The 14,428-nt window shown below is 64.6% G+C and carries 13 protein-coding genes; 4 read left to right on the top strand and 9 right to left on the bottom strand.

Annotated features, from left to right (window positions below):
* The first annotated feature begins 53 nt into the window (after nt 1-53).
* Nucleotides 54-1,028: a 2-dehydropantoate 2-reductase gene (locus BM160_RS05715; protein ID WP_092001874.1), complete on the top strand. Its 975-nt coding sequence runs from the start codon at nt 54-56 to the stop codon at nt 1,026-1,028.
* Between the two features lie 97 nt (nt 1,029-1,125).
* Here the strand turns inward: BM160_RS05715 and BM160_RS05710 are convergent, their stop codons facing one another.
* Complete coding sequence (locus BM160_RS05710; RefSeq protein WP_092001871.1) at nt 1,126-1,590, bottom strand: GNAT family N-acetyltransferase; 465 nt, start codon at nt 1,588-1,590, stop codon at nt 1,126-1,128.
* 49 nt (nt 1,591-1,639) lie between these two features.
* Complete coding sequence (alr, locus tag BM160_RS05705) at nt 1,640-2,734, bottom strand: alanine racemase (protein ID WP_092002098.1); 1,095 nt, start codon at nt 2,732-2,734, stop codon at nt 1,640-1,642.
* A 180-nt stretch (nt 2,735-2,914) separates the two neighbouring features.
* Here alr and lplT point away from each other — a divergent pair, with 180 nt between their 5' ends.
* The 3 genes from lplT to BM160_RS05690 all read left to right on the top strand — a co-directional run bounded on the left by lplT (nt 2,915) and on the right by BM160_RS05690 (nt 5,759).
* Nucleotides 2,915-4,195, top strand: a complete 1,281-nt coding sequence (lplT, locus tag BM160_RS05700) for a lysophospholipid transporter LplT (protein ID WP_092001868.1) — start codon at nt 2,915-2,917, stop codon at nt 4,193-4,195.
* Nucleotides 4,195-5,124, top strand: coding sequence for a DMT family transporter (locus BM160_RS05695; protein ID WP_177218924.1), 930 nt, complete (start codon nt 4,195-4,197; stop codon nt 5,122-5,124). Before lplT ends, BM160_RS05695 begins: the two co-directional genes overlap by 1 nt.
* A gap of 149 nt (nt 5,125-5,273) precedes the next feature.
* A complete protein-coding gene (locus BM160_RS05690) occupies nt 5,274-5,759 on the top strand; it encodes a glutathione peroxidase (protein WP_092001864.1) in 486 nt (161 codons plus the stop codon).
* An 89-nt stretch (nt 5,760-5,848) separates the two neighbouring features.
* Here BM160_RS05690 and BM160_RS05685 read toward each other — a convergent pair whose 3' ends face one another.
* The 7 genes from BM160_RS05685 to BM160_RS05655 form a co-directional block, all read right to left on the bottom strand.
* A complete protein-coding gene (locus tag BM160_RS05685; RefSeq protein ID WP_092001861.1) occupies nt 5,849-6,532 on the bottom strand; it encodes a helix-turn-helix transcriptional regulator in 684 nt (227 codons plus the stop codon).
* Nucleotides 6,533-6,637: 105 nt separating this feature from the next.
* Nucleotides 6,638-7,009 carry a VOC family protein gene (locus tag BM160_RS05680; RefSeq protein ID WP_092001859.1) on the bottom strand — a complete coding sequence of 124 codons (372 nt, stop codon included), beginning with the start codon at nt 7,007-7,009 and terminating at the stop codon, nt 6,638-6,640.
* A gap of 94 nt (nt 7,010-7,103) precedes the next feature.
* A complete protein-coding gene (gene glcF / locus BM160_RS05675) occupies nt 7,104-8,327 on the bottom strand; it encodes a glycolate oxidase subunit GlcF (RefSeq protein ID WP_092001856.1) in 1,224 nt (407 codons plus the stop codon).
* Nucleotides 8,328-8,332: 5 nt separating this feature from the next.
* Nucleotides 8,333-9,109 (bottom strand): YoaK family protein, encoded by a 777-nt coding sequence (locus tag BM160_RS05670; protein WP_092001853.1) that lies wholly within the window; start codon nt 9,107-9,109, stop codon nt 8,333-8,335.
* 14 nt (nt 9,110-9,123) lie between these two features.
* A complete protein-coding gene (gene glcE / locus BM160_RS05665; protein ID WP_369821749.1) occupies nt 9,124-10,209 on the bottom strand; it encodes a glycolate oxidase subunit GlcE in 1,086 nt (361 codons plus the stop codon).
* A 72-nt stretch (nt 10,210-10,281) separates the two neighbouring features.
* Entirely contained in the window at nt 10,282-11,205 is a 924-nt protein-coding gene (locus BM160_RS05660; RefSeq protein ID WP_092001850.1) for an SMP-30/gluconolactonase/LRE family protein, read from the bottom strand.
* A gap of 22 nt (nt 11,206-11,227) precedes the next feature.
* Nucleotides 11,228-14,287 (bottom strand): transglycosylase domain-containing protein, encoded by a 3,060-nt coding sequence (locus BM160_RS05655; protein ID WP_092001847.1) that lies wholly within the window; start codon nt 14,285-14,287, stop codon nt 11,228-11,230.
* Nucleotides 14,288-14,428 lie beyond the last annotated feature (141 nt).

The raw sequence follows: 14,428 nt of genomic DNA, 5'->3' as shown, positions 1-14,428 counted from the left end.
TTTTCTTAAATTTTCGCAACAGTGACGCCGCCAGGCGCACGGGGAGCAAGAGCATGAAAGTTTGCATTTACGGCGCCGGCGCCATTGGTGGCTGGATTGGCAGCGGGCTGGCCCGGGCCGGCTGCAGCGTCAGCGTGGTGGCACGCGGCGCCACGCTGGACGCCCTGCAGCTGCACGGCCTGCGCCTGATTCAGGACGGCCGCATGAGCTCGCAGGCGGTGGCCTCTAGCGCCGCGCCGGCCGAGCTGGGCGTGCAAGACCTGGTGGTGCTGACCGTCAAGGCGCCGTCGCTGCCCGATGTGGTGCAGCAGATAGCGCCGCTCTTGGGCCCTGACACCATAGTTTTGACCGCCATGAACGGCGTGCCCTGGTGGTTTTTGCAGGGTTTTGGCGGCACGCTGGCCGGCACCCGCCTGAACTCGGTCGACCCAACCGGCGCGCTGGCCCAGGCGATTCCGGCGCAGCAAGTCATAGGCTGCGTGGTGCATGCCAGCTGCTCGCTGGACGAGCCCGGGCTGGTGCGCCACAACTTCGGCAACAAGCTGATACTGGGCGAGCCCTCGGGCGAGAAGAGTGAGCGGGTCCAGCGGCTCGCCGCCTTGCTGGAAAAAGCCGGTTTCGAGGCCCCGCTGTCCGAGCAGATCCAGCAAGACATCTGGTTCAAGCTCTGGGGCAACATGACGATGAACCCCATCAGCGCCCTGACCGGCGCCACCACCGACCGGATCCTGGGCGACGAGCTGGTGCGCGGCTTTGTCTCCAGCATCATGCTGGAGGCCAAGGCCATAGGCGCGCGCCTAGGCATCCACATAGAGCAGCAGCCCGAGGACCGCCACGCCGTCACGCTTAAGCTGGGCGCCTTCAAGACCTCTATGCTGCAGGATGTGGAAGCCGGCAAGGCGGTCGAGCTCGATGCGCTGGTGGCTGCCGTGAAAGAGTTGGGCCAGCTGACCCAGGTGGCCACGCCTTTCACCGATGCGCTGCTGGGGCTGGCGCGGCTGCAGGCGCGGGTGCACGGGCTTTACTAGCGCGGGCCACTCATCGCATCAAGCGGCAGCCCTTGCCGGGTGGCGGACCGTACGGCGCAAGAATGGCCCCACCATGTGCAGGGGGCCATGGCACGCGCTACAAGGCCTTCCCGTACACCAGGAAGCCGGAGCGTTGCGCCACCTTGTCATACAGTTTCATCGCCGTGGCGTTGGTTTCATGGGTTTGCCAGTACACGCGGGGGGAGCCTGCGGCCCTTGCCCTCTCGTAAACCGCTTCGATGAGCGCCCTGCCGACACCGCGGCCTCGCGCTGCTTCGGTGGTGAACAAGTCCTGCAAATAGCAGTTGGGCGCTATGCGAGTGGTGCTGCGGTGAAACAGGTAGTGCGTCAGCCCCAGCAAGCCCTCTTCGGACTCCGCGACCAGCGCATGGACCGGCTCATAAGCGTCAAAAAAACGCGACCAGGTCATCTGCGTGATGTCGTCGGCGAGCGCGGTGGCTCCTGAGCGTCCATAAAACTGGTTGTAACCCTGCCAGAGCGGCAGCCAAGCCTCGAAATCTGAAGCGGCGATGGGGCGGACGGTGACAGGAGAGAGCGTCATAAAACTCCAGCGGTTGGCGTTGTGCGGGGCACAGGATAGTAGCGAGGCGCTATTCCACCGCAAAAGGCACCCGCTGCGCTACCGCACACATCAGCTCATAACCCACGGTGCCGGCGGCCCGCGCCACTTCATCTATGGACAGCACGGCACCGTTGGAGGCGCGGCCCCACAAGGTCACCTCGCTGCCCATGCCGGCGTTGGGTACCGGCGTCAGGTCCACCGTGATCATGTCCATGCTGACGCGGGCCAGCACGCGGGTGCGCACACCGTTGACCAGCACCGGGGTGCCGGTGGTGCAGTGCCTGGGGTAGCCGTCGGCATAGCCGCAGGCCACCACGCCCAGGCGCAGCGGCGCATCGGCGCTGAAGCTGGAGCCATAGCCCACGGTATCGCCGGCGCGCAGATCTTGCAGGCCTATGATTTTGGAAGACAGCGTCATGGTCGGCTGCAAGTCCCAATCGGCGGCGCTGCGCTCCGGGAAATCGGGCGCGCTGCCGTACAGAACGATGCCGGGGCGCACCCAGTCCGAGCGCCCGGCCAGCACATCGCCGTGGCGCAAGGTGGCGGCACTGTTGCTCAGGCTGCGCTCGCCGGGCAGGTCATGGGTGACGGCCTCGAAGGCCTGCAGCTGGGCGGCAATGCCCAAGGGGCCGTCGGCGTCGGAAAAATGCTGCATCAAGGAGATCTCTTCGACCTGCGGCAAGGCGTTGAGCCGGGTCCAGGCGGCACGAAAGCGTTCGGGCGCGAAGCCCAGACGGTTCATGCCGGTGTTCATCTTGAGAAACACGCGGTGCGGCAGCTGGGTCTTGTGCGCCGCCAGCATGTCGATCTGCTCATTGCAGTGGATGCTGTGCCACAGCCCCAGGCGGGAACATAGCTCCAGGTCGCGCGCCTCGAAACAGCCTTCGAGCAGCAAGATCGGGCTGCGCCAGTCCAGGGCCCGCAGGCGCTTGGCCTCCTCTAGGTCCAGCAGGGCAAAGCCGTCGGCACTGCGCAGGGCGTCAAAAACCCGCTCTATGCCGTGGCCGTAGGCATTGGCCTTGACGACGGCCCAGACCCGCGAATCGGGCGCGGCAGCGCGCACGCGCGCCAGATTGTGGCTTAGCGCGGCGGTGTGAATGGTGGCAAGAATGGGACGTGGCATGGCGAAATAGGGTGATGGCTTGGGGTTGGGCTGACCGCGCGCTGGCGCGATCCGCTGAAAGGTCTTTATGGATTCTGACACCAGCCCCCATGCTATAAACGGCAATCCCTTGGAGACATTCACCTTTATTTTGGGGCATCAGATCAACTGATGCTCTCTGTCGGTGATCAAAACAGATTAATGAAGCGCGGTTTTTACACCATCATGGCGGCCCAGTTTTTCAGCTCACTGGCTGATAACGCGCTATTTGTGGCCGCCGTGGAGCTGCTCAAGTCCAGCGGGGCGCCGAAATGGCAACCGGCGGCACTGGTGCCCATGTTTGCGCTGTTTTACGTGGTGCTGGCGCCTTTTGTCGGCGCTTACGCCGATGCCAGGCCCAAGGGCAACGTCATGTTCATGAGCAACGCGATCAAGGTCGTCGGCTGCCTGATGATGCTGTTTGGCTCGCACCCCTTGGTGGCCTATGCCATCGTCGGACTGGGCGCCGCCGCCTATTCGCCGGCCAAGTACGGCATCCTGACCGAGCTGCTGCCGGCCTCGCAACTGGTCAAGGCCAACGGCTGGATCGAAGGCCTGACGATTTCATCCATCATTCTGGGCGTGCTGCTGGGTGGCCAACTGGTCGGCCATACGGTGTCCAGCCTGTTGCTGTCCATTGATTTCCCAGTATTCGACATTGGCATTGACACCCCGCCCGAAGCAGCGATTTCGGTGCTGATTCTCCTGTATGCCATTGCCGCCTGGTTCAATTTGCGCATTCCCGACACCGGCGTTGAAATGCGTCCCATGCCGCACAACAAGCTGGAGCTTCTGCCCGACTTCTGGAACTGCAACGCCGCCCTGTGGCGCGACAAGCTGGGCCAGATCTCGCTGGCCACCACCACCTTGTTCTGGGGCGTCTCGGGCAATCTGCGCTACATCGTGCTGGCCTGGAGCGCCGCCGCCCTGGGCTACAGCACCACCCAGGCCTCCTCGCTGGTCGGCGTGGTGGCCATAGGTACGGCCATAGGCGCGGTGCTGGCCTCCATGCGCATGCGGCTGGACCAGGCCCCCCTGGTCATGCCGCTGGGCATTGCCATGGGCGTGCTGGTGATCCTGATGAATTTCATCACCAACGTCTGGGTCGCCGCGCCCTTCCTGATCCTGCTGGGCGGCCTGGGCGGCTTTCTGGTGGTGCCCATGAATGCGCTGCTGCAGCACCGCGGCCACAATCTGATGGGCGCGGGCCGTTCGATTGCGGTACAGAACTTCAACGAGCAGGCCTGCATTCTGGCGCTGGGCGCGGGCTACAGCCTGTCCACCGGCCTGGGCCTGTCGGCCTTTGGGGCGATTACGGGCTTTGGCGTGGTGGTGGCCGGCTTCATGTGGCTGATCCAGCGCTGGCACAAGAGCAACTGCATCAAGCACAAGGCACAGCTTGAGCACTTGATGAGCATCGCCCGCAGCGATAAATCGCACTGATGCTGGCCGCCGCGGCCCACGCCACGCCTGCCGGTCGTAGCGCCAGCCTGGCTGCCGGCGCCCTGGTTTTCAATGCCTTTGTCTGGGGCGTTTCCTGGTGGCCGCTGCGGCAGTTGCAAGCCCATGGTCTGCACCCGCTGTGGGTGACGGGGCTGATCTACCTGCTGGTTTTTTCCACCCTGCTGGCGCTGCACTTCAAGGCCTGGCGCGGCATCGCGGCCTATCCCCAGCTGTGCATCCTGGGCCTGGTCTCGGGACTGACCAATATCTGTTTCAACTGGGCCGTGACCATGGGCGACGTGGTGCGGGTGATCTTGCTGTTTTACCTGATGCCGGCCTGGTCGGTGCTGGTGGCCTGGGCCTTGCTGGGCGAAAAACCCACCTGGCCCTCCCTGCTGCGGCTGCTGCTGGCCATGAGCGGCGTGCTGGTGGTGCTCAAGACCCCGCATTCCCCCTGGCCGCTGCCGCACAGCGGCGCAGACTGGCTCGCCATACTGGGCGGCTTCAGCTTCGCCGTCACCAATGCCATGCTGCGCAAATACAGCCACACCCCCAGCGCCTCGCGCATGTTGGCCATGTTTGGCGGCTGCGGCCTGGTGGCCACTGGCGTGGCGCTGTTCGGCACCGCGCAGCAACTGCTGCCAGCGCCCAGCCTGGAGGTGGTCAGCCTGCCGATACTGCTGGCGCTGGGCCTGGGCTTCATGGCCAGCAATGCGGCCCTGCAATACGGTGCCGCGCGGCTGGCGGCCAGCACCACGGCCGTCGTCATGCTGACCGAAATCCTGTTTGCCAGCCTGTCGGCCGCCGCCCTGGGCGCGGCTCAGTTCAGTCCGCGCATCCTGCTGGGCGGCGCCCTGATCGTGCTGGCGGCGGTGCTGGCGGCCATGGCGCCGGCGGGCAATGGACAAAGTGGCGCAAAATCATCCTAAAGCAGTCCAGCCCCCACGCTTTTCGCTTCGCGTAATGCGCTGCCCCCCGCGGGGGCTAATTTTGGCTCCGCCGCACTTCGTGAGCCTTGGGGCGGCCCGGCGGAAAATTGCGTCACGTTTCAAGAACGATTCACTCCAGGAGTCTGTTTATGAGCACTGTTTATGACTTTGAAGCGCGCCAGATCAACGGCCAGGACATAGACCTGTCAGCCTTCAAGGGCCAGGTCATGCTGATCGTCAACACCGCCAGCCAGTGCGGCTTCACGCCGCAATTCGCCGGCCTGGAAGAGCTGCACAAAAGCTATGCCAGCCGGGGCCTGGCGGTGCTGGGCTTTCCCTGCAACCAGTTCGGCTCGCAAGACCCTGGCAATGACGACGAGATCGCCGTGTTTTGCCAGGTCAACTACGGCGTGAGTTTTCCCATGATGTCCAAGATAGCCGTCAACGGCCCCGAGGCCCATCCGCTGTACCAGTGGCTGGCCTCCGAGGCACCCGGCCTGCTGGGCAGCAAGGCCATCAAGTGGAACTTCACCAAGTTTCTGGTCGGCAAGGACGGCCAGGTCATCAAGCGCTATGCGCCGCTGGACAAACCGGCCGACCTGGCCAAGGACATCGAAGCCGCGCTGGCGGCTTGATTTGTCAGGCAAAAAGGCCTGTAGCGCTTTAATGACGGGCGCAAATAGCTATTAACTTAATAGCAAGCCAACCCTGTTCCGTATGGCGCCTAGGCGCTGGCACCGGCCTGGCGCAGAAAATCGGCCAGCGTTTTCCCGCCTTCATCACGAAAAGTGGTTTCCTGCAGCGCGAGCTCATCGATGCGGTCGACACGAAAACTGCGGAAGGCCTGCCGGGTTTCGCACCAGGCCGCCAGCGTCCAGACCTTGCCCCAGAAAAAGCAGCCCAGCGGCCGCACGCTGCGCTGGCTGCGCTGGTCCGCCGCGTCGCGGTAGCGGATGCTCAGACGGCGGCGCGCCTGCACCGCTTCACGCAGGGTCTGCAGGCGTTGCTGCGTGATGGGCTCCAGCGCGAAGGCCGGTGCATACAAGGCCACGCTTTCGGCCGCCGCACGGGTAGCGGCGGGCAGCACCGACAGGATTTTCCCCAGCGCCTGCTCGGCCTCGCGCGCCAGCGCCGGGTCCAGCCAGGCCTGAGCCAGCCGGGCCGCGGCCACCAGCGCCTTGGCTTCGTCTTCGCTGAACATCAGCGGCGGCAAGTCAAAACCGGCACCCAGCCGGTAGCCCACGCCGGCCTCACCTTCAATAGGCACGCCCTGGTGCTGCAGATCGGCGACATCGCGGTAGACGGTGCGCTCCGAGACTTCCAGGCGCTGCGCCAGAAACGCCGCCGTGCTCAGACGGCGGCCGCGAATCAGCTGAACGAGTTGAAACAGGCGGTCGGCGCGGCGCATGCAAGCATTTTAGGCCTGTAGCCCAGACAGCACGGCCGCAAACCGCTATTAAAAATGTAGCGACGAAACAGCCACCGCCAGCACGCGGGGAAACACGCAAAGTACTCAGGCCAGCGCGTGCAGACCGACACGGTTGCCATCGAGATCAACGATGTGCGCAAAAAACCCCATGCCTGGCGGAAGTGCCTGGCGCGGCAAGGCAATGCTGCCGCCGGCCTGGATCACGCGGGCCAGTGCGGCATCCAGCGAAGGGCTGGCGTCGAGGTAGACCAGCACGCCGCCGGCGCCCGGCGCGGACGCCGTGGGACCGGCGATGAGGGCACCGCCCACGCCTTCGCCCTCGTAGGGAAAGACGGCACCTTCGGACGGCCCCATGGGCTCGCGGCGCAGGCTGCAGTTCAGCACGGCTTGGTAAAAAGCCTGGGCCTGCTCCAACTGGGTGCTGGGTATTTCAACCCAGCTGATGGCGTTTTTCATGAAAGACTCCTGATTGCGTGATGGAGTCTTGATGCTGCGCCCGGCCTGCTGACAGCGTGATGTCAGTAGCCTTGCCGCCCGGCGGGTCAGCCTGTCATGAGCTCAAGGCCTGATCCAGCAACTCAACCCAATGCCGCACCGGCGTGGCCGTGCCGCTTTGCAAATGCGTGATGCAGCCGATGTTGGCCGAGACGATCACCTCGGGCGCCATCTCGCCCAGATTCGTCAGCTTGCGGTCGCGCAGCTGATAGGCGATCTCCGGGTTGAGCACCGAGTAGGTACCGGCCGAGCCGCAGCACAGGTGCGCCTCACAGCTCGCCACCTTGATATCAAAACCCAGCGCGCCCAGATGCTGCTCCACGCCGCCACGCAACTGCTGGCCATGCTGCAAGGTGCAGGGGGGGTGAAAGGCGATTTGACCGGCGCTGGCCGCCACCCGATCGCGCAAGCGCTCGACCAGCTCAGGCAGCAGCTCGCTCAGGTCTTTGGTGAGTTCGCTGATGCGTGCGGCTTTCGCGGCATAGAGCGGGTCGGCCCCAAGATGGTGGCCGTATTCCTTGACCGTGACGCCGCAGCCCGAGGCATTCATCACGATGGCCTCCACGCCGCTTTCAACATGCGGCCACCAGGCATCGATATTGCGCCGCATCTCGGCCTTGCCGCCATCCTGATCGTTGAGGTGGAACTTGACGGCGCCGCAGCAACCGGCCTTGGCGGCCACCACGGTTTGAATGCCGGCGGCATCGAGCACACGGGCCGTGGCGCTGTTGATGTTGGGCATCATGGCGGGCTGCACGCAGCCGGCCAGCAGTAGCATCTTGCGGGCATGTTCACGCTGCGGCCAGACGCCGGCCTCTTGCCGCGCCGGCACCTTGGCCTGCAGCGCTTCTGGCAGCAGGCCGCGCACCGCCTGCCCCATCTTCATGGCGGGGGCAAACAGCGGCGACGGCAGGCCTTCCTTCAGCGCCCAGCGCACGGCAGTTTCGCCCAGCGGGCGCGCCACCCGCTCGTCGACCAGCTTGCGGCCTATATCGACCAGCTGGCCGTATTGCACGCCGCTGGGGCAGGTGGTTTCACAGTTGCGGCAGGTCAGACAGCGGTCCAGGTGCAGTTGGGTCTTGCGCGTCGGCGTTTCGCCTTCCAGCACCTGCTTGATCAGGTAGATGCGGCCGCGCGGGCCGTCGAGCTCGTCGCCCAGCAGTTGGTAGGTCGGGCAGGTGGCGGTGCAAAAGCCGCAGTGCACGCATTTGCGCAAAATTGCTTCGGCGGCCAGGCCATCAGGGCTGTTCTTGAATTCGGGGGCGAGCTGGGTTTGCATGGTGTTCAGGAAGACGGTTGAATGGCTTTCGCCTTGGCCCTGCGCCTCAGGCTGCGGTAAAAGTCCGCGAACAAGGGCGGCAGGGACAGGGCGAGCAAGAGCAGCGCCAGCGGCAGTACCCAGATAAAGCCCACATACTTGAAGCCGGTCGCACCCACCACGCCGCCGGCCACAAACATGGCCAGCAAGGTGGCAAATAGCCGCAGCTTGATCCGGTTGGCGCGCACCCGCGACTCGGGCGGGCTGGCGGTCCGGTTCCAGTAAAACATCTTGCCCAGCTCAATGCCCAGGTCGGTGATGACGCCGGTCATGTGGGTGGTGCGAATTTGCGACGATGAAATCTTGCTGACCAGCGCGTTCTGCAGGCCCATGGTGAAGGCCAGCACCAGCACGGTCAGCGGGACGGCAAAAGGGGTCTGGCGACTCAGCGTGGCCCCCAGCAAGCCGAACACCAGCAGCAGCACGGCCTCCAGCAGCAAGGGCAGCGCGTACTCGCTGCGCAGCCGGTTCTGCCGCGCCCAGTTCACGAGGATGGCGGTCACCGCCGCCCCGCAGGTGAAGGCCAGCAAGGTGCCGACGGCACCCAGCACCAGCGTCATATTGCCCAGGATCAGGTTGTCGGCCAGCATCGCCAAAAAACCCGTCATGTGCGAGGTGTACATGCTGACCAGCAAAAAGCCACCGGCATTGATGGCCCCGGCATTGAAGGCCAGCACGCCCCCCAGCAGGCGGTTCATGGCAGGTGTGCGGTGTTGCCCGGACAGGTGGCGCAGACGTCGCATGAACAGCTTGCTCCTTACCAGTCCGCCGACAGGCGGCCCGGATTGAAAACACCGGCCGGGTCGAACTGCTTTTTGAGTTCGCGGTGAATACGCTCCAGCGGCGCCTTGAGCGGGGTGAACACCGGCACGCTTTTGTCGGCCGAGCGAAACAGCGTGGCGTGGCCGGCGGCCTGAGCCGCCGCCTGGCGAATCGACTGGGCATCACTGGCCGGGCGTTTGAGCCAGCGCTGCGCCCCGCCCCATTCCAGCAGCGTCGCGCCCAGCTCCAGCGGCGCGCTGGTATCTGGCAAGCTCAGCCGCCACAGGGATTCATCACCCTGCAAGGCAAAAAATGGCTGCGTCTGCTCACGCAAGCCGGCCCAGAATTGCGCGGACTCGCCGCCCGCCAGCTCGCCGCCCATGGACTGTTGAGCCGCCGCCACCGCCGCCTTGGCGCCCCTGAGCCGCACCGACAGGTGGCCCGCCTGCCAGCTGGAGGCGTTGATGGGCAGCGGCAGGCCGCCCCAGCGGTTGAGCTGGCGCAGGGCCGAGGCTTCATCCATGTCAAAGCGCAGCGTGGCCTCGGCGGGCGCCAGCGGCAGCACCTTGAGCGACAGCTCCAGCAACACGCCCAGCGTGCCCAGCGCGCCGGCCATCAGGCGCGAAACATCGTAGCCCGCCACATTCTTCATGACCTGGCCGCCAAAGGTCAGACACTCACCCTTGCCGTTGAGCAGCTTCACGCCCAGCAGATAGTCGCGCACCGCGCCCACGCTGCCACGCGCCGGACCATTCAAGCCGCAGGCCACCATGCCGCCCACGGTGGCGTGCGGGCCGAAATGCGGCGGCTCGAAAGGCAGGCACTGGCCCTGGGCCGCCAGCAAGGCCTCCAGCTCCATCAGCGGGGTACCGGCGCGCACCGTCACCACCAGTTCACTGGGTTCGTAGCTGATGACGCCGCTGTGCGAGGACATATCTAGCAGCTCGCCCGTGAGCGCCTGGCCGTAAAAGTCCTTGCTGCCGCCGCCGCGTATGCGCAAGGCCGTGCCTGAGGCCGCCGCATCACGAATGCGCGCGGCCATCAAAGTGGTCATCTCGGTATCTGTAGCCATGACAAGCATGGTAAGCGGCCCGGCGGGCTGCTCACTTTGATTTTTTTGAACAAGGACTGTTCGGTTTTTTCGCGGAACCCTTTAGTCGCGGAAAAAATTGACCGGCAGGCCGGCCACCTCGACGCGCATGGAAAACACACAGCCGGAGTCTGGCCAAGCTTGCAGCTCCAGGGTAGAGCGGCCGTGCCGTGCCGTGGTGAGATAAAGGGTTTTCAGGTCGTCACCGCCAAAGCAGGGCATGGTCGGGCACAGGGCGGGCACGGGAATGTCGGCCAGCAAGTCACCGGCGGGCGAGAGCTTGAGCAACCGAGCGCCCTCGAACATGGCGACGTAATAGTTGCCCTGCACATCGACGGCGGCGCCATCGGGCCGCCCGCCATAGCCTGGCATGCCGGGCTGCCAGCCCGGCGGCTTGAGCGGGAATTGGCAGAACACGCGGCCTTGCCGCAACTGGTTGCCGACGGCATCCCAGTCCCACGCGCGTATCACATGGCCGGTGGTGTCGGACCAATACAAGGTCTGGCTGTCGGCCGACCAGGCCAGGCCGTTGCCCACGGTGGCATCGCCAGCTTTGTGTTCCAGCGTGGGCGACGGTCCGCTGCCGTCAAAACAATACAGGGCCGCCTTGCGCGCATCGCGCGGCTCATAAATGGTGCCGGCCCAAAAGCGCCCCAGCGGGTCGGCCTTGCCGTCATTGAAGCGGGAGGTCGCCGTATCGTGTTGCGCTGGCGCCAGCAGCTCCAGCGCGCCGCCCCATTGGCGGGCGCGGTAAATGCCGTCACGCAAGGCGATCACCAGGCCGCCGGCTTGGCCCTGGCTGCGGGCCGGCGCGATGCAGCCCGGCTCGCTGGGCATGGCCCAGCTTTCTACCGCGCCGCCATGCGCGTGGGCACGCAGCAACTGCCGGGCCGGAATATCCACCCAATAAAGGCGCTGCTCATCCGGGTGCCAGAACGGGGATTCGCCCAGTTCATTGGGCTCATTGGTAACGGTTTTCCAGCTCATGGACTTGGGCTTTCTGTTGGATTCAATTCAGGCAGGCGCCGGGCTGGGCCGCAGCGCCAGCGCCCGCATTGATCAGCGGCATCAACGTGGGCGCCAGCACCTTGAGCAATTGCACCGGCAGGCCGCTGGTGAAGTCGTAGCCGGCGGCCTGCGCGCCCGGCACGTAGGCAATGATGGTGCCAAAGAAGCGCTCGTCGATGTTGAAGACAAAAGTCGCCGAGCGGTTCACCACGCGCGACTCGATCAGCCGTCCGCCCGCGCCATAGGTGTCAAAGCGCTGATCGCCGGTACCGGTCTTGCCGCCGACCGCCATGCTGCTGCCGTCAGGCCGGACAAAGGTCTGCTTCAAGCGCTTGGCGGTACCCTCCTCCACGACCAGCCGCATGGCGCCACGCACCGCTTGCGCCACTTCGGGCGCCAACACCTGTTCGGCCTTGCCGGGCTGATAGTGCAACAGGGTTTCATAAGGCGTGGCGGTGGCGAAGTGCAACGAGCTGATGCGTGTGCTGGGTTTGCGCAGACCATCGTTGACGAGAATCCCCATCAGTTCCGCCAGCGCGGCGGGACGGTCGGCCGAGGCGCCCAGCGCGGTCGCATAAGACGGCACCAGCGAATCGAAGGGATAGCCCATGCGCGCCCATTGCCGGTGAATTTCCAGAAAACCTTCGCCTTCGAGCAGGCCCAGAATCCGTTTGTCCTGCGCCTGTTTGCGATGGGTGGAAAACAGCCAGGCATAGACCGCCTGCCGCTGCTCGCTGCTGGCCTGCATCACTTGCGTCTGGCTGGCCCCAGCATGGTGGCGCAGATAGCCGACCAGCCACAACTCCAGCGGATGCACGCCCGCCAGATAGCCCCTATCGGCCAGCGACATCGTCTCCGGCGCGTATTGCGTGTAGAGCTTGGCCAGCCTGGACGGCTCCACATCCAGTCCGTCCGGCAGATGCTCGTTCACAAAAGCGGCGAACTGCTCCAGCGACGCGTCCGGCTCAATGGTTCTGTGAATGGCCGCCAGCCGTGAGGCGTTCGGACGCCGGTTCTGCAGCAGCAACTCCTGCGCCTCGGCCGCCGTTTTGCCCTGGTATTTGACCAGGAAGCGGCGCATGAAGACCTGCCCCTCGCGATCAGCAAAGCGCGCCAGGTAGGCGGCGCGGCGCGGATCATCGGCATCTTGCAGCAGCTTGGCCGAGGAGCCCGGGGTCAGAAACATATAGTGATGCACGACATCGCGCATCAGCCGTATGAACACCAGATTGACCGAATTACGCAGACCGTCGCGCACCGACATCACGCGGCCATCGTCCTCGCGGTTGAAGTTGTCAAAGTGGTGCAAGCCGCCGCCGGTAAAAAATCCTTCCGCCGTGCTGGCCGAATAGCGCCGCTCCAGCGCCGCGTCCAGCAGCGGGGCCAGGCCCTTGTCTTTGGCCCTCAGGAAGTAATCAATCGCCCAGCGCGTCAGGGTGTCTTTGCGATCGACCTCCAGCGCGCGCAACTGGGTGCTGTCCAGCAGCGACAGGCGCTCATGCAGCTTGGCCATGATGTCGAGGTAGCTCACCAGCGTGCGCAGTTTGGCGGTCGAGCCCAGATCGAGCTTGGTGCCTTCGTTGATATTGAGCGGCTGGTCAAAGTTGTCGGTTTGCACCCGCAGCGCATTGGCCTGGGGCCCGCGCTCATACAGCGTGAAGCTGTACACCACCTTGGCCGGGTCACCGCGCTCCAGCAACTGCCTGGCCGACAGTCCGGCCGCCTTGGCATGCGCCGGATCGCGCAGCTGTCGCAGCAGCTCGGTCACCGCCGCCTGCACCGGCGCATCCAGCGTGCTGGCCACGCTGAGATCCAGACGATCCAGGTCGTACAGACGGCCGCCGCCAAGCAGGCCGGCCAGATGTGTGCGCACCGCATTGGCCGCCTTCTGGGAGACAAATGAAACCGCCTCCACAGGCACCCGGCTGGCGCGCCGCTTCAGCTTGGCTTGTAGCGCCGCATCGCGCAACTCGGGGGTGATCACGCCGGCACTGCCCAACAGACGCAAATGGCTGTCGGTCAGTTGCTCCAGCTCGGCTTCATCGGCGTCGAAATAATAGGAAGGACGGCGCTGTGAAATCAGCAGGCTGAGCGACTGCTTGTACAGCAGCGCCTGCTCGCGAAACGCGGCGCCATCGTTGGCGGCGTCATTCTGCACATCCGCCTGGCTCAGGATGCGCTTGACTTCGTTAAAGTCGCGCCCGTACCAGACCCACAAGCCATCGCCCAGGCCGTGCACCTCGCCAAAGCCGGCCTTGGCCGACAGCGGCATGGTGTTGATATAGCTCAGCACGATCTGGCGCCGCACCGCGCTGGTGTCCTCGCCCTGCTGATAGGCGCGCAAGGAGGCCGACACCATTTGCTGCAGCTTTTCCTGGATCGATGAGGTGCGGCCCTCGGACGAATGGCGGTATTTTTCGATCTGCGTCGCCAGCGTGCTGCCGCCGGGCGAGCGGCTGTCGCCGGTGATGGCGCTTCTGGCCTTGATCAGCACCGCATTGGCCAGCCGGTCCCACTCCACCGCCGGATTGCGTTTCGGATAGCGCGGATCGAGCAGCTCACGGTTCTCGATGAACAACAGGCTTTGCACCAGAATCGGTGCGATATCGTCAAAGCGCTGGTAAATCCGCTTCGGATAGCGCTCCTGGAACAGGCTGTCGTTGTGGCAGTCCAGAATGTTCAGGCCGCCCTGGGTTTTTTCAGGATAGGGGGCGAAGTAGCCGGCATCCACGATCTGCGCCATGTCGCTGGAAATCCGCGCCTGTTTGACGATTTCGAAATTCCGGCTCTGGAGCTTGCCGAAAAACACCGGCAAGGCGGCATAACCGAGACGATCGTCATAGGGTGCCGAAGGCGGGAAGCGGATGGACGAACTCGGCCCCGCCGCCAGGGCGTAGCTGGCCTTGCCGGCCAGAGCGGAAAAAACCCTGGCCTGGTAACTCGACGTGCGCATCTCCTGGACGAGTAACAGCCCGGCAAGGACCAACAACAGCAATAGCGACAACAGCATGGCCCGCTTGAGCCAGAAGAAAAATGAAGGCCTTTTTTCCGGCGCAGCCATGGTGGCGACTCTCTTTTTTAGTTGTTCCGTGCGAGCAATACCGTGCATCACAGGGCTGAATAAATGGGGGGAATACGCGCTAACAGCATCAAATATACAAGCTGCCAGAGAAGGCAAGCCCTTGCCCGGTGCGTGGCCTGA

Source organism: Polaromonas sp. OV174 (assembly GCF_900112285.1).
Lineage (GTDB): Bacteria > Pseudomonadota > Gammaproteobacteria > Burkholderiales > Burkholderiaceae_C > Polaromonas.
Note: the sequence above shows the minus strand (reverse complement) of the source record. Positions and strands in the feature narration are given on the sequence as shown.

Coding starts and splice junctions, on each gene's coding strand:
- BM160_RS05690 (WP_092001864.1), top strand. CDS start 5,274: ATGAGCACTGTTTATGACTTTGAAGCGCGCCAGATCAACGGCCAGGAC.
- BM160_RS05680 (WP_092001859.1), bottom strand. CDS start 7,009: ATGAAAAACGCCATCAGCTGGGTTGAAATACCCAGCACCCAGTTGGAG.
- BM160_RS05710 (WP_092001871.1), bottom strand. CDS start 1,590: ATGACGCTCTCTCCTGTCACCGTCCGCCCCATCGCCGCTTCAGATTTC.
- glcF (WP_092001856.1), bottom strand. CDS start 8,327: ATGCAAACCCAGCTCGCCCCCGAATTCAAGAACAGCCCTGATGGCCTG.
- alr (WP_092002098.1), bottom strand. CDS start 2,734: ATGCCACGTCCCATTCTTGCCACCATTCACACCGCCGCGCTAAGCCAC.
- lplT (WP_092001868.1), top strand. CDS start 2,915: ATGAAGCGCGGTTTTTACACCATCATGGCGGCCCAGTTTTTCAGCTCA.
- BM160_RS05715 (WP_092001874.1), top strand. CDS start 54: ATGAAAGTTTGCATTTACGGCGCCGGCGCCATTGGTGGCTGGATTGGC.
- BM160_RS05670 (WP_092001853.1), bottom strand. CDS start 9,109: ATGCGACGTCTGCGCCACCTGTCCGGGCAACACCGCACACCTGCCATG.
- BM160_RS05655 (WP_092001847.1), bottom strand. CDS start 14,287: ATGGCTGCGCCGGAAAAAAGGCCTTCATTTTTCTTCTGGCTCAAGCGG.
- BM160_RS05660 (WP_092001850.1), bottom strand. CDS start 11,205: ATGAGCTGGAAAACCGTTACCAATGAGCCCAATGAACTGGGCGAATCC.
- BM160_RS05685 (WP_092001861.1), bottom strand. CDS start 6,532: ATGCGCCGCGCCGACCGCCTGTTTCAACTCGTTCAGCTGATTCGCGGC.
- glcE (WP_369821749.1), bottom strand. CDS start 10,209: ATGCTTGTCATGGCTACAGATACCGAGATGACCACTTTGATGGCCGCG.
- BM160_RS05695 (WP_177218924.1), top strand. CDS start 4,195: ATGCTGGCCGCCGCGGCCCACGCCACGCCTGCCGGTCGTAGCGCCAGC.